Source organism: Pseudomonas sp. 8 R 14, from assembly GCF_900005955.1.
Classification (GTDB): Bacteria; Pseudomonadota; Gammaproteobacteria; order Pseudomonadales; family Pseudomonadaceae; genus Aquipseudomonas; species Aquipseudomonas marginalis.
In genome coordinates this window covers 1-21,212 of the sequence record NZ_CVTH01000061.1, presented here as the reverse complement: position 1 = coordinate 21,212, position 21,212 = coordinate 1, and the positions used below count along the sequence as shown (strand labels likewise).

At 62.0% G+C, this 21,212-nt stretch carries 19 protein-coding genes; 10 read left to right on the top strand and 9 right to left on the bottom strand.

Translation table 11 applies throughout. The features are described 5' to 3' along the window. The first annotated feature begins 51 nt into the window (after window positions 1-51). On the top strand, window positions 52-1,503 hold the full coding sequence (gene pyk, locus BFQ01_RS15025) for a pyruvate kinase (RefSeq protein WP_027605512.1): 1,452 nt from the start codon (window positions 52-54) through the stop codon (window positions 1,501-1,503). 98 nt (window positions 1,504-1,601) lie between these two features. On the opposite strand, the gene BFQ01_RS15020 is transcribed toward pyk, so the two are convergent. Beyond that, entirely contained in the window at window positions 1,602-2,351 is a 750-nt protein-coding gene (locus tag BFQ01_RS15020; RefSeq protein WP_065925874.1) for an enoyl-CoA hydratase-related protein, read from the bottom strand. Window positions 2,352-2,381: 30 nt separating this feature from the next. Then, a complete protein-coding gene (locus tag BFQ01_RS15015; RefSeq protein WP_065925873.1) occupies window positions 2,382-3,314 on the bottom strand; it encodes an iron-sulfur-binding ferredoxin reductase in 933 nt (310 codons plus the stop codon). Between the two features lie 217 nt (window positions 3,315-3,531). On the opposite strand from BFQ01_RS15015, the gene BFQ01_RS15010 reads away from it, so the two are divergent. The 4 genes from BFQ01_RS15010 (at window position 3,532) to BFQ01_RS14995 (ending at window position 9,858) form a co-directional block, all read left to right on the top strand. Continuing rightward, complete coding sequence (locus BFQ01_RS15010; protein ID WP_065925872.1) at window positions 3,532-5,055, top strand: fumarate hydratase; 1,524 nt, start codon at window positions 3,532-3,534, stop codon at window positions 5,053-5,055. A gap of 221 nt (window positions 5,056-5,276) precedes the next feature. Next, window positions 5,277-7,043 (top strand): ATP-binding protein, encoded by a 1,767-nt coding sequence (locus tag BFQ01_RS15005; protein WP_065925871.1) that lies wholly within the window; start codon window positions 5,277-5,279, stop codon window positions 7,041-7,043. Then, on the top strand, window positions 7,037-8,371 hold the full coding sequence (locus BFQ01_RS15000) for a sigma-54-dependent transcriptional regulator (protein ID WP_065925870.1): 1,335 nt from the start codon (window positions 7,037-7,039) through the stop codon (window positions 8,369-8,371). The genes BFQ01_RS15005 and BFQ01_RS15000 overlap by 7 nt, the downstream gene beginning before the upstream one ends. 167 nt (window positions 8,372-8,538) lie before the next feature. Next, the gene (locus tag BFQ01_RS14995; protein WP_065925869.1) at window positions 8,539-9,858 is read left to right on the top strand and encodes an MFS transporter; all 1,320 of its coding nucleotides are present in this window, start codon (window positions 8,539-8,541) and stop codon (window positions 9,856-9,858) included. Window positions 9,859-10,079: 221 nt separating this feature from the next. On the opposite strand, the gene BFQ01_RS14990 is transcribed toward BFQ01_RS14995, so the two are convergent. Further along, the gene (locus tag BFQ01_RS14990; RefSeq protein WP_065925868.1) at window positions 10,080-10,835 is read right to left on the bottom strand and encodes a COG4705 family protein; all 756 of its coding nucleotides are present in this window, start codon (window positions 10,833-10,835) and stop codon (window positions 10,080-10,082) included. A 177-nt stretch (window positions 10,836-11,012) separates the two neighbouring features. Here BFQ01_RS14990 and BFQ01_RS14985 point away from each other — a divergent pair, with 177 nt between their 5' ends. After that, window positions 11,013-11,645 carry a flavin reductase family protein gene (locus tag BFQ01_RS14985; RefSeq protein ID WP_065925867.1) on the top strand — a complete coding sequence of 211 codons (633 nt, stop codon included), beginning with the start codon at window positions 11,013-11,015 and terminating at the stop codon, window positions 11,643-11,645. 320 nt (window positions 11,646-11,965) lie between these two features. Here BFQ01_RS14985 and BFQ01_RS14980 read toward each other — a convergent pair whose 3' ends face one another. Further along, on the bottom strand, window positions 11,966-12,211 hold the full coding sequence (locus tag BFQ01_RS14980) for a hypothetical protein (protein WP_027605503.1): 246 nt from the start codon (window positions 12,209-12,211) through the stop codon (window positions 11,966-11,968). A 42-nt stretch (window positions 12,212-12,253) separates the two neighbouring features. Further along, window positions 12,254-12,595: an antibiotic biosynthesis monooxygenase family protein gene (locus BFQ01_RS14975; RefSeq protein ID WP_065925866.1), complete on the bottom strand. Its 342-nt coding sequence runs from the start codon at window positions 12,593-12,595 to the stop codon at window positions 12,254-12,256. A 328-nt stretch (window positions 12,596-12,923) separates the two neighbouring features. Here BFQ01_RS14975 and BFQ01_RS14970 point away from each other — a divergent pair, with 328 nt between their 5' ends. Further along, window positions 12,924-13,853 (top strand): AraC family transcriptional regulator, encoded by a 930-nt coding sequence (locus BFQ01_RS14970; protein ID WP_027605501.1) that lies wholly within the window; start codon window positions 12,924-12,926, stop codon window positions 13,851-13,853. Between the two features lie 150 nt (window positions 13,854-14,003). On the opposite strand, the gene BFQ01_RS14965 is transcribed toward BFQ01_RS14970, so the two are convergent. The 4 genes from BFQ01_RS14965 to edd are packed head-to-tail and all read right to left on the bottom strand — an operon-like array spanning window position 14,004 to window position 19,009. Further along, window positions 14,004-15,473, bottom strand: coding sequence for an ATP-binding protein (locus BFQ01_RS14965; protein WP_027605500.1), 1,470 nt, complete (start codon window positions 15,471-15,473; stop codon window positions 14,004-14,006). After that, on the bottom strand, window positions 15,463-16,197 hold the full coding sequence (locus tag BFQ01_RS14960; RefSeq protein ID WP_024077192.1) for a response regulator: 735 nt from the start codon (window positions 16,195-16,197) through the stop codon (window positions 15,463-15,465). The genes BFQ01_RS14965 and BFQ01_RS14960 overlap by 11 nt, the downstream gene beginning before the upstream one ends. A 32-nt stretch (window positions 16,198-16,229) precedes the next feature. Next, window positions 16,230-17,186 (bottom strand): glucokinase, encoded by a 957-nt coding sequence (locus tag BFQ01_RS14955; RefSeq protein ID WP_065925865.1) that lies wholly within the window; start codon window positions 17,184-17,186, stop codon window positions 16,230-16,232. After that, complete coding sequence (edd, locus tag BFQ01_RS14950) at window positions 17,183-19,009, bottom strand: phosphogluconate dehydratase (RefSeq protein ID WP_027605498.1); 1,827 nt, start codon at window positions 19,007-19,009, stop codon at window positions 17,183-17,185. The genes BFQ01_RS14955 and edd overlap by 4 nt, the downstream gene beginning before the upstream one ends. Window positions 19,010-19,230: 221 nt before the next feature. On the opposite strand from edd, the gene gap reads away from it, so the two are divergent. The 3 genes from gap to BFQ01_RS31515 all read left to right on the top strand — a co-directional run. Next, window positions 19,231-20,232, top strand: coding sequence for a type I glyceraldehyde-3-phosphate dehydrogenase (gap, locus tag BFQ01_RS14945; RefSeq protein WP_065925864.1), 1,002 nt, complete (start codon window positions 19,231-19,233; stop codon window positions 20,230-20,232). 199 nt (window positions 20,233-20,431) lie between these two features. After that, window positions 20,432-20,950 carry an RNA polymerase sigma factor gene (locus tag BFQ01_RS14940; RefSeq protein WP_065925863.1) on the top strand — a complete coding sequence of 173 codons (519 nt, stop codon included), beginning with the start codon at window positions 20,432-20,434 and terminating at the stop codon, window positions 20,948-20,950. Between the two features lie 74 nt (window positions 20,951-21,024). Further along, a partial coding sequence (locus tag BFQ01_RS31515; protein WP_141691279.1) for a FecR/PupR family sigma factor regulator occupies window positions 21,025-21,212 on the top strand: 188 nt, incomplete at its 3' end.

Below are 21,212 nucleotides of genomic sequence, written 5' to 3'. Positions count from 1 at the left end.
AACCAAAGAGCATAGTAGCCTTCCTCAGCGCTTGAACTCAGGAGTCTGTGCATGTCCGTCCGTCGTACCAAAATCGTCGCCACCCTTGGCCCGGCAAGCAACTCGCCGGAAGTCCTCGAACAGCTGATTCTGGCTGGTTTGGACGTTGCCCGTCTGAACTTCTCCCACGGCACCCCGGACGAGCACAAGGCTCGCGCCAAGCTGGTGCGTGACCTGGCCGCCAAACATGGCCGCTTCGTCGCACTGCTGGGTGACCTGCAAGGCCCGAAAATCCGTATCGCCAAATTCGCCAACAAGCGTATCGAGCTGAAGATCGGTGACAAATTCACCTTCTCCACCAGCCACCCGCTGACCGAAGGCACCCAGGACGTCGTGGGTATCGACTACCCGGACCTGGTCAAGGATTGCGGCGTCGGTGACGAGCTGCTGCTGGACGACGGTCGCGTGGTGATGCGCGTCGACACCGCGACCCCGACCGAACTGAATTGCACCGTGATCATCGGCGGTCCGCTGTCCGATCACAAAGGCATCAACCGTCGCGGCGGTGGCTTGACCGCCCCAGCCCTGACTGAAAAAGACAAGGCCGACATCAAGCTCGCCGCTGAAATGGAAGTGGACTACCTCGCCGTATCCTTCCCGCGCGACGCTGCCGACATGGAATACGCCCGTAAACTGCGCGACGAAGCCGGCGGTACCGCCTGGCTGGTGGCGAAGATCGAGCGCGCCGAAGCCGTGGCCGATGATGAAACCCTCGACGGCCTGATCAAGGCGTCCGACGCGGTGATGGTTGCCCGTGGCGACCTGGGTGTGGAAATCGGTGACGCCGAACTGATCGGTATCCAGAAGAAGATCATCCTGCACGCACGCCGCCACAACAAAGCGGTGATCGTCGCGACCCAGATGATGGAGTCGATGATCCAGAACCCGATGCCGACCCGCGCCGAAGTGTCCGACGTGGCCAACGCCGTGCTCGACTACACCGACGCCGTGATGCTCTCGGCCGAAAGTGCCGCCGGCCCGTACCCACTGGAAGCCGTGCAGGCCATGGCGCGTATCTGCGTCGGTGCCGAAAAGCACCCGACCAGCAAGACCTCCAGCCACCGCATCGGCAAAGTGTTCGAAAGCTGCGACCAGAGCATTGCCCTGGCCGCCATGTACACCGCCAACCACTTCCCGGGCGTGAAAGCGATCATTGCCCTGACCGAAAGTGGCTATACGCCGTTGATCATGTCGCGTATCCGTTCTTCGGTACCGATCTACGCGTTCTCCCCGCACCGCGAAACCCAGGCCCGTGCGGCCATGTTCCGTGGCGTATACACCGTGCCGTTCGACCCGGCGTCGTTGCCGCCCCATGAAGTCAGCCAGGCGGCCATCGACGAGTTGATCAAGCGCGGCGTAGTGGAGAAAGGCGACTGGGTCATCCTGACCAAAGGCGACAGCTACCACACCATCGGCGGCACCAACGGCATGAAGATCCTGCACGTTGGCGACCCAATGGTCTGAGTGACAGGCTGAAAAACAAAAGCCCTGCCATGTGAATGGCGGGGCTTTTTGCTTTCCGTGTGGCAGGGAGCATGTCGAATCGTCGCACCCACATGGGGTTAGCGCCTGTCCATAAACCCCGACAACGCCGCAATCGCTTCCGGCGACTTCAAGCGCTGCACAAACAACGCCCCCTCTTCCTCGATCACTTGCCGCAACTGCTCACGGTCCACGCTCTTCATCAACTGCTTGCAGACCTGCACCGCTCCCGGCGCCAGGGTTTCAAAGCGCTCGGCCATTTCCCGCGCCTTGGCCAATGCCGCTTCGCCACTACCCAACGCTTCGGTGGCAATCCCCCACGCGGCCGCTTGTTCGCCGCTGAAGCCCTCACCCAGCAACAGCAGTTCAGCCGCCTTCGCGTGCCCCAGTAAACGCGGGAGGATCAGGCTCGACCCAAACTCCGGACACAACCCCAAATTGACGAACGGCATGCGCAACCGGGCATCGCGGCTGATGTACACCAGGTCGCAATGCAGCAGCAGGGTCGTGCCGATCCCCACCGCCGCACCCGCTACGGCTGCGATCACCGGCTTGCGGCAGTTGAGCAGGCTTTTCATAAAGTGAAACGGTGGGCTGTCGAGGTCACCGGGCGGTTGCTCGAGAAAATCGCCTATATCGTTACCGGCCGTAAAACACTCGCTGCTGCCCTGGATCAGCACGGCATTGACCTGCGGGTCCGCATCGGCCTGCTCCAACGCCTCGGCCAATTGGCTGTACATGGCTCGGGTCAGGGCGTTTTTCTTGTCCGGGCGATTGAGCTGCAGAGTCAGCAGCCCGCGCTCGCGTTGCAGCAGGATGGCGTCGGTCATGGCGAGTCTCACGGCAGTGGAATTCAGCACTCAACCACGGGGCAGGAACACATCGGCCAGCAGTTGATTGCGCGGCAGTCCCGCCAGGAACAGGCGCTTGGAGAAGGCCTCGACGCTGACAGGATGCCCGCAGAGTAAGGCCAGGGTTTGCCGGGAAACAAGCCGCAGTTGCGCCAATGCCTGGGCCGACTCGGCCGCAGTCCACAGCTCCAACGTCAGGTTCGGATGATGCGCAGCCAGTTCGGCCAGGGGTCCGGCCAGGTAATGACCGTCGGCATCATGGGCCAGGTGAATCATACGGATGGCGCCCTGGTGATCCTGGCGCAACGCCTCGCGCAGCACACCCCACAGCGGCCCCAGGCCGGTACCGGAAGCCAGCAGCCACAGCGGCCGGGATTGCCAGTCGGGATCGTATTGCAGCGCGCCGCCACGCAATTCTCCCAGGCGCAGGCGATCACCCACCGACAAGGCTCGCGCGGCATCGCTGAATGCGCCGGGCTGGCGGCAATCGATATGAAACTCCAGGAATGCATCCTCCTGAGGCAGGCTGGCCAGGGAATAAGGCCGTGCCACCTGCCCGGCCCACAACACCAGGTGCTGCCCGGCGCGATACCGCAGTCCACGCTCCGGTTGCAGCCGCAGGCGCAGCACCGAGGCATTCAACCAATCGGCCCCCACCACCTGGGCCGGCAGGCCGTCCCGCAGCGGGTCGAACGCCTCGACCTGCAGATCGCCGATCACCTGGCACTGGCACGCCAGGCGCCAGCCCTCCTGGCGTTGTGCCGGGCTCAAGGCAGCGGGCTGACGGTCCTCGACCTCGCCCTGGCACCGCACCAGGCACGCATGGCAACTGCCGGCACGGCAACTGTAGGGCACAGCCACACCCGCCTGGTTCAAGGCATCCAGCAGGTTGCTGCCGGTGGCTACCGACCAATGGCGTTCGCCGACGTACAGTTCAGGCATGGAAGGACTCAATCACAAGGGGTGCGCACAGGGAATCATGCCTGCGACAGTTTGACCATAGTCGGGTGTATCGGCCACCGTGCCGGGTTATACTGCCGCGCCTTTTTAGCGTCGCGCCTGCACCACTTGGCGTGCCTTGGAAAGGTGGACTCAGCCGACCGATGCACCCCACTGAGCCCACCTTTATTGAATGTTCCCTTATAGAGGAGCGCGACTCATGACCGTGATCAAGCAAGACGACCTGATTCAGAGCGTTGCCGACGCCCTGCAATTCATTTCCTACTACCACCCCGTTGATTTCATCCAGGCGATGCACGAGGCCTACCTGCGCGAAGAATCGCCGGCAGCCCGTGACTCCATCGCGCAGATCCTGATCAACTCGCGCATGTGCGCCACCGGCCATCGCCCGATCTGCCAGGACACCGGTATCGTCACCGTGTTCGTGCGCGTGGGCATGGACGTACGTTGGGATGGCGCCACCATGGGCCTGGACGACATGATCAACGAAGGCGTGCGTCGCGCCTACAACCTGCCGGAAAACGTCCTGCGCGCATCGATCCTGGCCGACCCGGCCGGCGCACGCAAGAACACCAAGGACAACACCCCGGCCGTGATCCACTACTCCATCGTCCCGGGTAACACCGTGGAAGTGGATGTGGCGGCCAAGGGCGGCGGTTCCGAGAACAAGTCGAAAATGGCCATGCTCAACCCGTCCGACTCGATCGTCGACTGGGTGCTCAAGACCGTTCCGACCATGGGCGCCGGCTGGTGCCCACCGGGCATGCTCGGCATCGGCATCGGCGGCACCGCCGAAAAAGCCGCGGTGATGGCCAAGGAAGTGTTGATGGAATCCATCGACATCCACGAGCTGAAAAAGCGCGGCCCGCAGAACCGTATCGAAGAGATGCGCCTGGAGCTGTTCGAGAAGGTCAACCAACTGGGCATCGGCGCCCAGGGCCTGGGTGGCCTGACCACCGTGCTCGACGTGAAGATCATGGACTACCCGACCCACGCCGCTTCGCTGCCGGTGTGCATGATCCCCAACTGCGCCGCCACCCGTCACGCGCACTTCGTGCTCGACGGTTCGGGCCCGGCGTCGCTGGAAGCGCCACCGCTGGACGCCTACCCGGAAATCGTCTGGGAAGCCGGTCCATCGGCCCGTCGCGTCAACCTCGACACCCTGACCCCGGAAGAAGTGCAGAGCTGGAAGCCGGGCGAAACCGTGCTGCTCAACGGCAAGATGCTCACCGGTCGCGACGCCGCGCACAAGCGCATGGTCGAGATGCTGAACAAGGGCGAAAACCTGCCGGTGGACCTCAAGGGTCGCTTTATCTACTACGTCGGCCCGGTTGATCCGGTGCGCGAAGAAGTGGTTGGCCCGGCTGGCCCGACCACCGCGACGCGGATGGACAAGTTCACCCGTCAGATCCTCGAGCAAACCGGCCTGCTGGGCATGATCGGCAAATCCGAGCGTGGCCCTACCGCGATCGAAGCGATCAAGGACCACAAGGCCGTGTACCTGATGGCCGTGGGCGGCGCTGCTTATCTGGTGGCGCAGGCCATCAAGAAGTCGCGTGTGGTGGCCTTCGCCGAACTGGGTATGGAAGCGATCTACGAGTTCGACGTGAAAGACATGCCGGTCACCGTTGCGGTGGACAGCAAGGGCGAATCCGTCCACATCACCGGTCCGGCCATCTGGCAGAAAAAGATCAGTGAAAGCCTGGCGGTAGAAGTGCAGTAAGCACTTTCCCGCAAGGATAAAGGCGACTGCGGCCCATGGCCCGGTCGCTTTTTTATTGCCTGCTGATTCACCTATGGCAAGCGGGTTTATTGTGGTGAGCGGGCTTGCCCCGCTCACCACAATAAACCCACTCTCCCCTTCAGCCACGACAGCCCCTCACCACAAGACCCAAGCCGCTCATGCTATGGTGCACTCCCCTTACCGTGCCTGCCCATCACCGTATGATCGTGATCCCTCGTCCCCTGCGCCTGACCTGCTATTCCCTGCTGATCATCGCCGGTGCGTTGCTGGCCGCTGCCTTGGCCACACGCCATGCCGAACGCCAGGCGTTGGTGGACGATGCGGCACGCGCCAACCAGCAACTGGCGCTGTACGCCAATTCCCTGCACACCCTGATCGAACGCTACCGCGCCCTGCCCGCTGTGCTGGCGCTGGACTCGGAGATGATCAACGCGCTCAAAGGCCCGTTGGACGCCGGCACCCAGGACCTGCTCAACCGCAAGCTCGAACGCATCAACGGTGCGGCGCAGTCCTCCACCCTGGAACTGATGGACCGCACAGGCCTGGCCGTGGCCGCCAGCAACTGGAACTTGCCGAGCAGTTATGTCGGGCACAACTACGGGTTTCGGCCGTATTTCAGCCAGACCAAGAGCCAGGGCACCGGGCGCTTTTACGCAGTCGGCGTGACCACCGGGATCCCGGGGTATTTCCTCTCCAGCGCCGTGCTGGATGAACACGAGCAGTTCCTTGGCGCCATGGTGGTGAAACTGGAATTCCCTGAGCTGGAGCGCGAATGGGCCCAGGGTGATGACCTGTTGCTGGTCAGCGACGCGCGCGGCATCGTGTTTATCGCCAACCAACCGGGCTGGCGTTATCGCAACCTGCACCCGTTGTCGGCCAGCGACCTGGTCGAACTCAAGGCCACCCGCCAATACGACAAGAAACAACTGCAGCCGCTGGACACCCAGACGTTGCAACGCTTCGACGAAAACAGCCACCTGATGCGCGTCAACGGCCCCGAAGGCAACGCCAATTACATCTGGGAGTCCCTGCCGCTGAAAGCCGAGGGCTGGACCCTGCACCTGTTGCGCAAACCCCAGTTCGCCTTTGAGGACCAGCGCAACGCCGGCCTTGCCGCCGCCGGCTCCTGGCTGGCGCTGGTGTTCCTGGTGCTGTTCCTCAGCCAACGCTGGCGCCTGGCCCGTTTGCGCCAGCGCAGCCGCGAAGAACTCGAACAGCTTGTGGAAGAGCGCACCCAGGCCCTGCGCACTGCCCAGGATGGCCTGGTGCAATCGGCGAAGTTAGCGGCGCTGGGGCAGATGTCCGCCGCCCTCGCCCATGAGATCAATCAGCCGCTGACCGCCCAGCGCATGCAGTTGGCGACCCTGCGGTTGCTGCTGGACCACGGTCGGGTGGACGACGCCTACAAGGCCCTGACCCCGCTGGACGATATGCTCACACGCATGGCCGCCCTCACAGGCCATCTCAAGACCTTTGCGCGCAAAAGCCCCAGCGGCCTGCGCGAACGCCTCGACCTGGCCACCGTGGTCGACCAGTCCCTGCACCTGCTCGACGCGCGCCTGCGTGATGAAGCCATCGGCACCGTGCTCGACCTGACCCGCCCCGCCTGGGTACGCGGCGATGCGATCCGCCTCGAACAGGTGCTGATCAACCTGCTGCGCAACGCCCTCGACGCCATGGCCGACAAACCCCGCAAGCGCCTGAAAATCCGCCTGCACGCCGATCAGCAACTGTGGCAACTCACGGTCAGCGACAGCGGCGGCGGGATTGCCGAAGAGCACCTCAACAGCGTGTTCGACCCGTTCTTCACCACCAAGCCGGTGGGCGACGGGCTCGGCTTGGGCCTGGCGGTTTCCTACGCTATCGTGCACGAATTGGGCGGACGCCTGAGCGCCAGTAACCGTGGCGACGGCGCGGTATTTACCCTGACCTTGCCTATCGCGCTGGAGACACCCGACTTATGTTGAACGCGGTGATTGTGGTCGATGACGAAGCCAGCATTCGTACGGCCGTCGAGCAATGGCTGAGCTTGTCGGGGTTCGAGGTGCAGTTGTTCAGCCGCGCCGAAGCCTGCCTGGCGCAACTGCCCAAGGACTTTCCCGGGGTGATCCTGAGCGACGTGCGCATGCCCGGGCTCAGCGGCCTGGAGCTGCTGGCCGAAGTGCAACGCCGTGACGCCGACCTGCCCGTCATCCTGCTGACCGGGCATGGCGATGTACCGATGGCCGTCGAAGCCATGCGCGACGGCGCCTACGACTTCCTGGAAAAACCCTTCAGCCCCGATGCCTTGCTCAACAGCCTGCGCCGCGCGTTGGACAAGCGCGGGCTGATCCTGGAAAACCGCCGCCTGCACCAACAGGCCGATCATCGGGCACAGTTGGAGTCGAGCCTGCTCGGCGTGTCCCGGGGCTTGCAGAACCTGCGCCGGCAGGTACTCGACCTGGCGACCTTGCCGGTCAACGTGCTGATCCGTGGCGAGACCGGCAGCGGCAAGGAGCTGGTCGCCCGCTGCCTGCATGACTTCGGCCCACGCGCGAAAAAACCGTTTGTGGCGCTCAATTGCGCGGCGATTCCCGAGCAACTGTTCGAGGCCGAACTGTTCGGCCACGAAAGCGGCGCCTTCACCGGTGCCCAGGGCAAGCGCATCGGCAAACTGGAGTACGCCCATGGCGGTACGCTGTTCCTCGATGAAATCGAAAGCATGCCCCTGGCCCAGCAAGTGAAGCTGTTACGGGTATTGCAGGATCAGAAGCTGGAACGTCTGGGCTCCAATCAAAGCATTCATGTGGATTTACGCATCATTGCCGCCACCAAGCCGGACCTGCTGGAAGAAGCCCGCGCCGGGCGCTTTCGCGAAGACCTGGCCTATCGGCTGAACGTTGCACAACTGCGCCTGCCGCCTCTGCGCGAGCGCCGCGAAGACATCCCGCTGCTGTTCGATCACTTTGCCCAAAGCGCCGCCGAGCGCCTGGGTCGCAGCGTGGAACCGCTGAGCGGCGCGCAACTGGGGCGCCTGCTCAGCCATGACTGGCCGGGCAATGTGCGCGAACTGGCCAACGTCGCCGAACGCCAGGTGCTGGGCCTTGGCGAACCGGAACCGGAAGGCATCGAAGCCGGGCAATCGCTGGCCGCGCAGCAGGAGGCGTTCGAGGCCCATTGCCTGAAGGCCGCATTGACCCGGCATAAAGGTGATATCAAGGCGGTGCTGGCGGAGTTGCAGCTGCCACGGCGCACCTTCAACGAAAAGATGCAGCGCCATGGGTTGGCCAGGGACATGTTCCTGAAAGATGAATGAGCGAATTTCCGCTCATCCCCCTAAAAAGCATCAGCGACTTTCCGCTCAAAATAAACCCGAGCCCCTTCTAGACCGGGCCTTCATCTACCTGGCACAGCTCCTGCTATAGCCCCAGCCAGGCTGCGCTCGCGCCGCTCCATAAAAACAACTAGATGAAGGATCCTTCAATGGATAACTCCAACACCTTGCCCCTGGGGTCGGCGGCCGCGCCGGCCAAAGAACGCACCACCACCAGCCGCATCAAATCGATCTTCAGCGGATCGGTCGGCAACATGGTCGAGTGGTACGACTGGTACGTCTACGCCGCGTTCTCGCTGTACTTCGCCAAAGCCTTCTTCCCGAAAGGCGATACCACCGCCCAATTGCTCAACACCGCCGCGATCTTCGCCGTGGGCTTCCTGATGCGTCCGATCGGTGGCTGGCTGATGGGCCTGTACGCCGACCGTGCGGGTCGCAAAGCAGCACTGATGGCGTCGGTCCTGCTGATGTGCTTCGGCTCGTTGATCATCGCCCTGAGCCCCGGTTACGAAACCATCGGCGTCGGCGCACCGATCCTGCTGGTGTTCGCCCGCCTGCTGCAAGGCTTGTCGGTCGGTGGCGAATACGGCACCTCGGCCACCTACCTGAGTGAAATGGCCACCAAGGAACGTCGCGGTTTCTTCTCCAGCTTCCAGTACGTGACCCTGATCTCCGGCCAGCTTATCGCCCTAGCAGTACTGATCGTGTTGCAACAAGTGCTCACCACCGAGCAACTGTACGACTGGGGCTGGCGTATCCCGTTCGCCATCGGCGCCCTGTGCGCAGTGGTCGCGCTGTACCTGCGTCGCGGCATGGAAGAAACCGAGTCGTTCACCAAGAAGGAAAAAGCCAAGGAAAGCGCCATGCGCACCTTGATGCGCCACCCCAAGGAACTGATGACCGTGGTCGGCCTGACCATGGGCGGCACCCTGGCCTTCTACACCTACACCACCTACATGCAGAAGTACCTGGTGAACACCGTCGGCATGAGCATTTCCGATTCCACCACGATCTCGGCGGCAACGCTGTTCCTGTTCATGTGCCTGCAACCGATCGTCGGTGGGCTGTCGGACAAAGTCGGGCGTCGGCCGATCCTGATCGCCTTCGGCATCCTCGGCACCCTGTTCACCGTACCGATCCTCACCACCCTGCATACTATCCAGACCTGGTGGGGCGCGTTCTTCCTGATCATGGCCGCGCTGATCATCGTCAGCGGCTACACCTCGATCAACGCCGTGGTCAAGGCTGAACTGTTCCCAACCGAAATCCGCGCCCTGGGCGTAGGCCTGCCCTATGCACTGACCGTGTCGATCTTCGGCGGTACCGCTGAATACATCGCGCTGTGGTTCAAGAGCATCGGGATGGAAACCGGCTACTACTGGTATGTGACCGCGTGTATTGCGGTGTCGCTGGTGGTCTATGTGACCATGAAGGACACACGCAAGCATTCGCGCATCACCACGGACTAACGGTTGGATGCAGTAACAAATGTGGGAGCGGGCTTGCCCTAATGCCAGTCAGTTAAGGCTTTTTGTAGGAGCGAGCTTGCTCGCGAAAAACTCACAGGCGCCGCGTTCATTCAGGAAGCACGCGTTATCGTTGACGTTTTTCGCGAGCAAGCTCGCTCCTACAGGAGGCGATGTACGCTTAACTGACTGGCATTAGGGCAAGCCCGCTCCCACCTGTTGAATCAGGACACCTCTGCTACCGGGCTCCGGCCATGCCGCCGCTGTGCATACGACGCCCCGGCAATCATCACCACCAGCACCGCCGCCAATACCGCCGATGATCCAATGGTGCCGAAATCCAACCCGCCCTTTTCATGAGGCTTGGTCAGGAAGTCGCCCAGGGTTGCACCAAACGGCCGGGTCAGTACAAACGCCACCCAGAACAACAGCACCGACGAGATTTGGGTGAAGTACTTGAGCGCCAGCACCGCGGCGATGGTCGAACCAATCAACAAGGCGCCACCGGCAAAGCCGAGCCCCGAATCGTCCGCCAGGAAGTCGCCCAACGCAGTGCCCAGGGTGTTGGAGAACAGGATCGCCATCCAGTAGAACAGCTCGCCTCGGAAAGTCTGCACCTTGTTCACGTTCAGCGAGTCACCACTGAGATGCCACATCGCAAAGATGATCATCAGGATCACGATCAGGATCATCGACCCGGTGGCGTAGCCCAGGCCCAGGGTGCGGTCCATGAAGTCCGACATGGTGGTGCCGGCGGTGCTGGTGGACAGGATCACGATCCAGTACAGCACCGGGTTGTAGGTTTTCGACCAGAGTTGTGTCACCAGAGTGACCAGGAACACGCTGATGAGGATCATCGAGCTGATGGCGTAACCGACGTTCAGGGTCATCGACAACAAGTCCCCGGCGGTTTCGCCCAGGGTGGTTGCGCAGATTTTCATGACCCAGAACGCCAGGGTGATCTGAGGAAGTTTATTCATGCGGTAGAAGGCTCCGAGGCTCAGTCTTATAGGGGGTATCGACCTTGGGCGCAGACTGAACGGGCCGCTGTGAAAAATAGGTGGCCGCTGAATGAAAATTCCATAGGGCCGATGGAAATTCGTCGCCATGGATTGCACTATGGCTGCCTCCCAGAACCCCGCAGCAGGAACCCGGCCATGTCTGACGCTATCCACTTCTACGAACCGGCCAACGGCCATGGCCTGCCACATGACCCGTTCAATGCCATTGTCGGGCCACGGCCGATTGGCTGGATTTCATCTCACGACAGCAACGGCCGCCTGAACCTGGCGCCCTACAGTTTCTTCAATGCGTTCAACTACATTCCGCCGATCATTGGGTTTTCCAGCGTCGGGCGCAAAGACAGCCTGAACAACATCGAACAGACCGGCGAGTTTGTGTGGAACCTGGCCACCCGCCCGCTGGCCGAGCAGATGAACCAGAGCTGCGCGGCCGTCTCGCCGGAGGTGAATGAGTTCGAGTTGTCCGGCCTGACACCGGTGGCGTCGAAAATCGTCGGCGTGCCGCGAGTGGGCGAGAGCCCGGTGTCGTTCGAGTGCAAGGTGACGCAGATCATCCAGCTGCAGCGCGCCGACCAGCAGTTGGTGCCCAGCTGGCTGGTGCTGGGCGAGGTGGTCGCGGTGCACATTGCCAAGTGGCTGCTCAAGGATGGGGTGTACGACACTGCCGCCGCCGAACCGATCCTGCGCGGCGGCGGCCCGGCGGATTACTTCCAGTTGGGCCCGGAGGCGTTGTTCAAGATGTATCGCCCAGGCGCCAGCAAACCCTGACTGAAATACACCAAAAAAGTGGGAGGGGGCTACACCCCGATGGCCATGGGTATCGACACAACTTTGGCTCAACGCTGAACGCCCGGCAGATAGGGCACTGTGGTGAGCGGGCTTGTCCCGCGTTGGGCTGCGTAGCAGCCCCAGTAAAGAAGAATGCGGTGTATCAGACACTCTGTAGAGGCTGGCTTTGGGGCTGCTACGCAGCCCAACGCGGGACAAGCCCGCTCACCACAGGGAGATTTGTCAGGGTCTGAAAAGTTGTGTAGATACCTATGCTCATCGGGAGCAAGCCCCCTCCCACATTAGAGGGTCGGCGTTGTTCAGCTGGCGGCGCTCGCCCAGGTCAGTTGACCCTCTTCATCCACACCGATCAACCGTTCAAGCTGCACGGTGGCTGCATCATCGGCATCGGAGGCGGTCTTGAACGTCTGTCCATCCAGGATCTTGTGAAACTGCGGGGCGCCCATGCCATCAAGTGCCTTGACGGCGACGGCGGCGCTGTAGCCCCCTTCACCCGGTACTACGGCGGAAACGGCTTCGTGGTGGGCAAATTGTTTACGTGCCATGTTGCAGGTCCTGGCCAATGGAAAAGTGGGCCATTCTAACCATTAACCGGCCAGTTGCAGGTACTCGCCGTAGGCATTGGCGGCAGAGGCATCGGTGAAGGTCTGGAAGTCCATGCTGCGCACGACCATGTCGTTCAACAGCTCGGTGAAGATCATCAGGGCCGGCGAGTTGAAGTAGGCGCTCATCGCCTGCTCGCTGCTCCAGAAACCCGAGATCAACCAGACATCGGGATCGACCTGGGAATGCTGCAACGAAAATTGCAGGCAACCCTGAGCCTGACGGCCCGGTTCGATCAAACTGCTCAAGCGTGCACCCAGTTCGGTGCTGCACCCGGTGCGGGCGCGGATAAAGGCCATATGGCTCGCGGGAATGGGGGTGGACATGTTCGACTCTCCCGTTGAGAAGTGATGCTCGGCAAGCACTGTGAGGGTGTGTTGCCACAGGATCAAAGATAACGGCGCGGGTGCGGGCGCGGTTAGTCAATTCCTGCTGGCTTATTGCACAATCCTGCGAGAAGCGTAGAGAGGACGTAGGGACCGCCGGTTCGATTCCACAGGCAAACGCCTTGTTTCAGGGACATGACAGCCCGAGAACTTGCCTGATTCACGACACGTCGCAGGATCAGGCAAGGATTGTGCAGAATCGACCTAACACTGTTTGAAAAGCCGCCGCTAAGCTGAGCCCATCAAAAAAGCATGCAGAGGACGCCTTATGCCGTCGCCCGAACATCAGTCCATGCCCCTCGACGCCGAGACGGAAAAACAGCGCGCCGAGCTGGCGAGCATCGTGCATCGTCATACCTGGGAAGACGGCTCCTATGGCACGGCGATTACGTCACTGTTCCTGAACCGCCACAACACGCCGCGTGACTTCATGCCGGTACTGGTGGAGCCGGCGTTGTGCATCCTCGCCAACGGCAGCAAGGAAGTGCGCCTGGCCGACGAAATCTTTGCCTACGACCCGCTCAATTACCTGGTGTTCTCGGTGGCGATGCCGGTGGCCGGGCGAATCATCGATGCCACGCCGGAAGATCCGAACCTGTCAGTGCGCATCAATATCGACCCGGCGCAGCTCACCGCCTTGATCGCCGAGGCCGGCCCCATGGGCGTGCCCACGCGCCCGACATCGCGCGGGATGTATGTGGACCGCATCGACCCCCAGTTGCTCGACGCCGTGCTGCGCCTGGCGCGCCTGCTGGATACGCCCAAAGACATTGCCATGCTGGCGCCGCTGATCAACCGTGAAATCCTCTACCGCCTGCTGCGAGGTCCCCAGGGTTATCGCCTGTATGAAATTGCCGTGGCCAACAGCCAGAGCCATCGCGTCAGCCAGGCGATCAAGTGGCTCAATGGCAACTACGAACAACCGCTGCGCATCGATGACCTGGCCAAGGAAGTGAACCTCAGCGTCTCGACCCTGCATCACCGTTTCAAGGCGATTACGGCCATGAGCCCGCTGCAGTACCAGAAGCAGCTGCGTTTGCAGGAAGCACGTCGACTGATGATTGCCGAAGGGCTGGAAGCGTCGGCGGCGGGGTATCGGGTGGGGTATGAAAGCCCGTCGCAGTTCAGCCGGGAGTACAGCCGGTTGTTTGGGGCACCGCCGCTGAGGGATTTGGCACGACTGCGCCAAAGCGTCTGACCCCCTTTCCGTCGATACCGTCTTATCCCGCACCGCGCAAAACCCCGTAGCAGCTGTCGAGCCCCGGCGAGGCTGCGTCGGTCGCGACTCGGGCTTGAACCGGCAGCGCGCCTGACGCAGCCTCGCTTGCGCTCGGCAGCTACGGAGAAGTCAGTCCAGGGTCCGGGGCAGTTGCAGGGTGACCCGCAAGCCCCCCTCACGCAAATTCTGCAAACTCACTTCACCGCCATGGCTATGGGCAATATTGCGCGCAATACCCAAGCCCAAACCGTAACCCTGCTGCTGGCCGGCCAGGCGAAAATGCGGTTCGAAGACCTGTTCCAAACGCTGTTCCGGCACGCCTGGACCTTCGTCGTCGACGTGCAGGATGAACTCCGCGCCATCGTCCTCAATACGCAAATGGGCGTTCTGCCCGTACTTCAAGGCATTGTCGATCAGGTTGCCGATGCAGCGCTTGAGCGCCAGCGGCTTGCCCGGGTACGCCGCCACTGCTGCGCCGTCCAGGGTGACCCGGCCGTTGCCGTTGGGCGCCACATAAGGCTCCACCAGGCATTCGAGCACATGGTTGAGGTCGACCGGCTGGATGTTCTCGTGGATATCGGTGTCTTTTACACATTGCAGCGCGCCCTTGACCAGCAACTCCAACTCATCCAGGTCACGGCCGAACTTGGTTTGCAGGTTCTCGTCTTCGAGCAATTCCACGCGCAGGCGCAGGCGGGTAATCGGTGTGCGCAGGTCGTGGGAAATCGCGCTGAACAATTGGCTGCGCTCCGTGAGGTAACGGCTGATGCGTTCGCGCATCGCATTGAACGCGCGACCCACTTCCACCACTTCACTGCCGCCGCCTTCGGCTACCGGTTCCACATCGGCGCCCAGGGACATGTCACGCGCCGCCCGCGCCAGGCGCTTGAGCGGCCGGCTTTGCCAGTGCACCAGCAGGCCGATGAACAGCAGCAAAAAGCCGCTGGTCAGCACGATAAACCACACCTGCTGGGACGGCAGGCCCTGTTCTTCCAGGCTGGTGTAGGGCTCGGGCAACAGCGAAGCGATGTACAGCCATTCGCCGGGGGCGAGTTCGATCTGGGTGACCAATACCGGCGGGTTGACGGGTTCCAGGGTCAGCGCGTAATGGGCCCAGGAGCGCGGCAACTCATCCAGTTTCAACCCGGCGTTGAAGATGCGCAGGTCTTCGGCGCTGACGAACTCCACCGAGATAGGCACGTCGGCGCCCAGGGTCTGGCGCAGGACTTCATCCACGGCCACCAGCACCGCCTGCTTGCGCGGGGTTTGCGGCAACACTTGCATGTCGAGTGGCCGATCATTGAGGGTCACGACAAAACGGGTACCACCCATGCTGCGCAACTGGTCAAGGACCAACGGCCGATAGGCCACCGGCAACGAACGGAAATAACTCACGCTGGCGGTCATCGAGTGCGCGAGGCTACGGGCGCTGGTGACCAGGCCTTCGAGCTGGGTGGCGCGCAACTGCGAGACCCAGATCACGCTGGACAGCGCCTGGGCGAACAGCACCGCGAGCAAGGTCAGCAGCAACATGCGCCCCAGCAGGGAGCGCGGTACCGGGAAGCGCCGGCGGCGTTCGCTCAGCGGCTCAGTGGGCATTGCCGGCAACCACGCTGGCTGCCAGTTGATAACCGCTGCCGCGCACGGTGCGGATCAGCCTCGGGGGTTTTTCGGTGTCGCGCAGGCGTTGACGCAGGCGGCTGACAGCCATGTCGACGATCCGGTCCAGCGGCATCAGGTCGCGGCCACGGGTGGCGTTGCCGATGGTGTCGCGGTCGAGAATCTGCTGCGGGTGATCGAGAAACAGCTTGAGCAGGGCAAAGTCGGCACCGGAGAGGATCACCTCTTCGCCATCCACGTGGAACAGCCGATGACTGATCATGTCCAGGCGCCATTCGTCGAACACCAGCACATCGCCATTGCCGCTGCGCTCCTGGCCGAACTGGCAGCGGCGCAGCAAGGCCTTGATCCGCGCCTGCAACTCGCGGGGGCTGAACGGCTTGCCGATATAGTCGTCGGCCCCCAGTTCCAGGCCGATCACGCGGTCGGCTTCGTCGGAACTGGCGGTGAGCATGATGATCGGCACCTGCGCCTGGCGCGGGTGCTGGCGAATCCAGCGGCAGAGGCTGAAACCGTCTTCGTCCGGCAGCATCACATCGAGGATGACCAAGTCGCATGGCGCCTCGTTCATCGCCTGGCGGAACCCCGCGCCATCCGGCACGCCACGCACCTGGAAACCGGCGCGACTGAGGTAGGTCTGCAGCAATTCGCGGATTTCCTGGTCGTCGTCGACGAGGAGAATCGATTTACTGATTACGCTCACGGGGTCCTCCTTGTTGTTATAGGTGGTGCGGGTCAGGCAAACGCCTGTTCCAATGCGACGCCAGCCCCGGTCAACCCGGAATACGGCGCAGTCACCAGCCACACCGGGATGCCCTTGAAGTAGTCGCTCATGCAGCCTTTGTCACTGAAGCTCCTGGCAAAACCGCTGTTGATGAAGAAGTCGGCAAACCGCGGAATCACCCCACCCACGATATACACACCACCGCGCCCACCAGTGGTCAGCACATTGTTGCCGGCTACCCGGCCCAGCCAGATGCTGAATTGATCCAACACTTCCATGGCCACCGGATCGCCCGCCAGGCCCGCCGCCGTGATGGCTTCAGGGGTGTCGAGCACCGGTGTGTGGCCATCGACCGCACAAATCGCCCGGTACAGCCGCGGCAGACCGCCACCGCTCAAGGCGGTTTCGGCGCTGACGTGGCCGATCTCGGTGTAGATATGCTGCCACAGCTGGGTTTCCCGCGGGCTGCTCAGGGGCAGGTCGACGTGGCCGCCCTCCCCCGGTAACGCCGCGTAACGACCTGCACCGAGGTCCAGCAGGGTACCGACACCCAGGCCGGTGCCCGGACCGATCACCACCGCCGGACGCAACGGTTCCGGCGTGCCAGGGCAGACCACGCGGAATTCGTCGGGTTTAAGACGCGTCATGCCCAGGGCCATGGCCGAGAAGTCATTGACCAGCAGCAGCTCATCCACCTGCAAGGCCTGGCAAAACGCAGTCTTGCTCAAGCGCCAGTGATTGTTGGTGAATTTAAATTCATCCCCGCTCACCGGCCCGGCGACCGACAGGCACACCGCACCGATGTCGCCGATTTGCAGGCCTTCTTCCTTGAGGTAGACCTTGATCGCGTCCTCAGGGCTTTGGTGATCAGCCGTGGCATGCACCCGGATCGAATGCAGTGCCTGATCTCGCCACAACGCAAAACGGGCGTTGGTACCCCCGATGTCACCGACCAGCGCTAGCTTCACTTAAGCGTCTCCAAGGCACAGGTAAAGGCGCTGGCGCCCTGCTCTGCGGAGCTTGCGGCCAAGCGCATAAATGCAAACAGCTCGCGACCGGCCCCCACGTTATTGCCCAACAGGCCCGTGGCAGGCGTGCGCGCTGCAAATTCTTCGGCGTCCACCTTAAGCTCCAAGGTGCCCTTCACGCCATCCACGCGAATGATATCGCCATCTTTGACCCGTGCCAGTGGCCCGCCGCTCTGGGCTTCGGGGTTGACGTGAATCGCGGCGGGGATCTTACCCGACGCGCCGGACATACGCCCGTCTGTCACCAGTGCGACCTTGAAACCACGGTCCTGCAGCACGCCGAGGAACGGCGTCATCTTGTGCAGTTCCGGCATGCCGTTGGAGCGCGGGCCCTGGAAGCGCATCACGGCGACAAAATCCTTTTCCAGCTGGCCGGCCTTGAACGCATCAGCCAGGTCCTGCTGGTCCTGGAACACCACCGCCGGCGCTTCGACGATCTGATGCTCAGGCGCTACGGCAGAGACTTTCATGACTCCGCGGCCGAGATTGCCTTCCATCACACGCAGGCCACCTTCCGGCGAGAACGCGCGCGCCACCGGGCGCAGGATGGTTTCGTCGAGGCTTTCGATCGGACCATCGCGCCAGACCAGCTCGCCGTCGACCAGGAATGGTTCCTGGACATAACGGCTCAGGCCCTTGCCGGCCACGGTGTTGACGTCGTCGTGAAGCAGGCCGGCTTCAAGCAGCTCGCGGATCAGGAACGACATGCCGCCCGCTGCCTGGAAGTGGTTGATGTCGGCCTTGCCGTTTGGATACACGTGGGACAGGGTCGGCACCACCTCGGAGAGGTCGGCCATGTCGTCCCAGGTGAGGATGATGCCCGCCGACATGGCGATGGCCGGCATGTGCAGGGTGTGGTTGGTGGAACCGCCCGTCGCGTTGAGCGCAACGATGGCGTTGACGATGGATTTCTCATCGACGATCTCGCCGATCGGCGTGAAGTTGCCGTTGGCCTTGGTCAAGCGCGTGACCTGGTGCGCGGCTTCGCGGGTCAGGGCGTCACGCAGCGGCGTGTACGGGTTGACGAACGAGGCACCCGGCAAATGCAGGCCCATCACTTCCATCAGCAGTTGATTGGTGTTGGCGGTGCCGTAGAAGGTGCAGGTGCCGGGGCTGTGGTAGGACTTCATCTCCGATTCCAGCAGCTCTTCGCGAGTGGCCTTGCCTTCGGCGTAGCGCTGGCGCACATCGGCCTTCTGCTTGTTGGAGATGCCCGACGGCATCGGCCCGCCCGGTACGAAAATCATCGGCAGATGGCCGTAGCGCAGCGCGCCCATCATCAGGCCGGGCACGATCTTGTCGCAGATGCCCAGCATCAGCGCCGCGTCGAACATGTTGTGGGACAGCGCTACCGCCGTGGACATGGCGATGACTTCACGGCTGAGCAGGCTCAGTTCCATGCCGGGCTCGCCCTGGGTCACGCCGTCGCACATGGCCGGGGTGCCGCCGGCGAACTGGCCGACCGAGCCGACTTCGCGTAGGGCTTTCTTTATTTGTTCCGGGAAATGTTCGTACGGCTGGTGCGCCGAGAGCATGTCGTTATATGACGAAACAATTGCCACGTTGGCGGCGTTCATCATGCGCAGGCTGTTTTTATCTTCGGTGCCGCAACCGGCCACGCCATGGGCGAAGTTGGCGCATTGCAGCTTGCCGCGCATCGGACCGTCGCTGGCTGCGCCGCGAATGAGCGCAAGGTAAGCCTCACGAGTGGCGCGGCTGCGGGCGATAAGCCGTTCGGTGACCTCAAGGACGCGGGGATGCATGTGTAGAACTCCAGGCTAACGGATGTGGCGACCTGAGTGTCTATGCTGATCAAACGCCCGCAGCTCATGGGATGGCAGAGAGTCGTTTGGATCATCGGACCAGTTGATTCAGGTCACTCGTTGTAGATTGAACAAAATATTGCCACTAAAAAGGCTTGTTTTCTATTTTTATGCGAATAATCTTGTAATTCTTACAACAAATCGACGACAGGCACTTTCCAATGACTCTTCGTATCGCAATCAATGGTTTTGGCCGTATCGGCCGTAATGTCCTGCGCGCACTGTATACCCAAGGCTATCGCCAGGATTTGCAGATCGTCGCCATCAATGATTTGGGCGACAGCTCGATCAATGCCCACCTGCTCAAATACGACACCGTGCACGGCACTTTCGATGCAGAGGTCGCCCACGATCAGGAAAGCCTGACCGTCAATGGTGACCGGATTGCCGTCAGTGCCATTCGCAACCCGGCCGACCTGCCGTGGGCGGCGCACAAGGTCGACGTGGTGTTCGAATGCACCGGTCTGTTCACCGACCGTGACAAGGCTGCCGCCCATATTACCGCTGGTGCACGCAAGGTGATCATCTCCGCCCCGGCCAAAGGCGCGGACGCGACCGTGGTCTACGGCGTGAACCACGACATCCTGCGTCAATCCCACCAGATCATCTCCAACGCGTCGTGCACCACCAACTGCCTGGCGCCGGTCGCCCAGGTGCTGCACCGCGAATTGGGTATCGAAAGCGGCTTGATGACCACGATTCATGCCTATACCAACGACCAGAACCTGACCGACGTCTACCACACCGACCCGTACCGCGCGCGTTCGGCCACCCAGAACATGATCCCAAGCAAGACCGGCGCCGCCGAAGCGGTGGGCCTGGTGCTGCCGGAGCTGGCAGGCAAGCTGACCGGCATGGCCGTGCGTGTACCGGTGATCAACGTGTCGCTGGTGGACCTCACCGTGCAGTTGAAGAAAGACGCCACTGCCGACGAAGTCAACGCACTGCTCAAGGAAGCCAGCCAACACTCGAAGATCCTCGGCTATAACACCCTGCCGCTGGTCTCCAGTGACTTCAACCATAACCCGCTGTCGTCGATCTTCGATGCCAACCACACCAAGGTCAGCGGCAAGTTGCTGAAAGTGCTGGCCTGGTATGACAACGAGTGGGGCTTCTCGAACCGCATGCTGGATAACTGCCTGGCTTTGTGTAACGCCGAATAACGCCCTTTGTGGAATGGCTTTTGTGGGAGGGGGCTTGCTCCCGATGACGGGGTATCAGTGATGAATGCATCGACTGACACACTGCATCGGGAGCAAGCCCCCTCCCACACTGGCCCCATGTAGGCTCACAGAAATAGCCACTTGCCATTTGAGTTGATGATAAGCATTATCATTAACTGCAAATCGGTCTGGTATCACTGTGAGCCAATCTCGCTTCAACCAAGTCTTTCTCACCCAACGGGTGATTCTGCTACGCACCTTGCAGCGGATGGTGAATAACCACAGCACCGCCGAGGACCTGTTGCAGGAAACCTACCTGCGCGTCACCCGGGCCCTCAGCGAGCGGCCGATCGATCACCTCGAACCCTTCGTCTACCAGACCGCGCGCAACCTGGCGCTGGATCATCTGCGTTCGCGCAGGGTTCAGGCGCGCACCCTGCAGGAAGATGTGCCACTGGACATCCTGCAAAGCGTCGCCGCCCCCATCAGCACCCCCGAAGACGCCACCCAGGCCGAGCAATTGCTTGAGCACCTGAGCATCAGCCTCGGCCAGTTGAGCGCGCGCCAGCAGCAGATTTTCATCCTCAGCCGCCTGCACGGTTGCAGCTACCAGGAGATCGCCGATCAGTTGGACGTGTCCTTGAGCACCGTGCAAAAGGAACTGAAATTGATCATGGCCATTTGTGTAGGTGTGGCCGAAAGACTGGATCGGCCTTAAGCTTCAGCCGACGAAATTGTCGACCCAAGCTGTAGGAAAGATGAATAAAACGTGGCGAAGACCCGAGGAACACCGTGACGGACCCGAATAAACTGCGCCCCCATGAGCTGGCTCATGAGGTGTTGCAAGACACGGCTATGGACCAGGCCCTCGACTGGCTGATCGTCTTGCAGTGCCCAGCGCCCGGGCAGCGGGCCGAGTTCGAAGCCTGGCTGGCCCAAGACCCCGCCCACGTCCACGCCTTCGGCAAGGCCCAGGCCGC

Excerpts from the sequence above, each read along its gene's own strand:
- pyk (WP_027605512.1), top strand. The coding sequence starts at position 52 with ATGTCCGTCCGTCGTACCAAAATCGTCGCCACCCTTGGCCCGGCAAGC.
- gap (WP_065925864.1), top strand. The coding sequence starts at position 19,231 with ATGACTCTTCGTATCGCAATCAATGGTTTTGGCCGTATCGGCCGTAAT.
- BFQ01_RS15015 (WP_065925873.1), bottom strand. The coding sequence starts at position 3,314 with ATGCCTGAACTGTACGTCGGCGAACGCCATTGGTCGGTAGCCACCGGC.
- BFQ01_RS14970 (WP_027605501.1), top strand. The coding sequence starts at position 12,924 with ATGCCGTCGCCCGAACATCAGTCCATGCCCCTCGACGCCGAGACGGAA.
- BFQ01_RS14995 (WP_065925869.1), top strand. The coding sequence starts at position 8,539 with ATGGATAACTCCAACACCTTGCCCCTGGGGTCGGCGGCCGCGCCGGCC.
- BFQ01_RS14980 (WP_027605503.1), bottom strand. The coding sequence starts at position 12,211 with ATGGCACGTAAACAATTTGCCCACCACGAAGCCGTTTCCGCCGTAGTA.
- BFQ01_RS15005 (WP_065925871.1), top strand. The coding sequence starts at position 5,277 with ATGATCGTGATCCCTCGTCCCCTGCGCCTGACCTGCTATTCCCTGCTG.
- BFQ01_RS14975 (WP_065925866.1), bottom strand. The coding sequence starts at position 12,595 with ATGTCCACCCCCATTCCCGCGAGCCATATGGCCTTTATCCGCGCCCGC.
- BFQ01_RS14990 (WP_065925868.1), bottom strand. The coding sequence starts at position 10,835 with ATGAATAAACTTCCTCAGATCACCCTGGCGTTCTGGGTCATGAAAATC.
- BFQ01_RS15020 (WP_065925874.1), bottom strand. The coding sequence starts at position 2,351 with ATGACCGACGCCATCCTGCTGCAACGCGAGCGCGGGCTGCTGACTCTG.
- BFQ01_RS14985 (WP_065925867.1), top strand. The coding sequence starts at position 11,013 with ATGTCTGACGCTATCCACTTCTACGAACCGGCCAACGGCCATGGCCTG.
- BFQ01_RS14965 (WP_027605500.1), bottom strand. The coding sequence starts at position 15,473 with ATGCCCACTGAGCCGCTGAGCGAACGCCGCCGGCGCTTCCCGGTACCG.
- edd (WP_027605498.1), bottom strand. The coding sequence starts at position 19,009 with ATGCATCCCCGCGTCCTTGAGGTCACCGAACGGCTTATCGCCCGCAGC.
- BFQ01_RS15010 (WP_065925872.1), top strand. The coding sequence starts at position 3,532 with ATGACCGTGATCAAGCAAGACGACCTGATTCAGAGCGTTGCCGACGCC.
- BFQ01_RS15000 (WP_065925870.1), top strand. The coding sequence starts at position 7,037 with ATGTTGAACGCGGTGATTGTGGTCGATGACGAAGCCAGCATTCGTACG.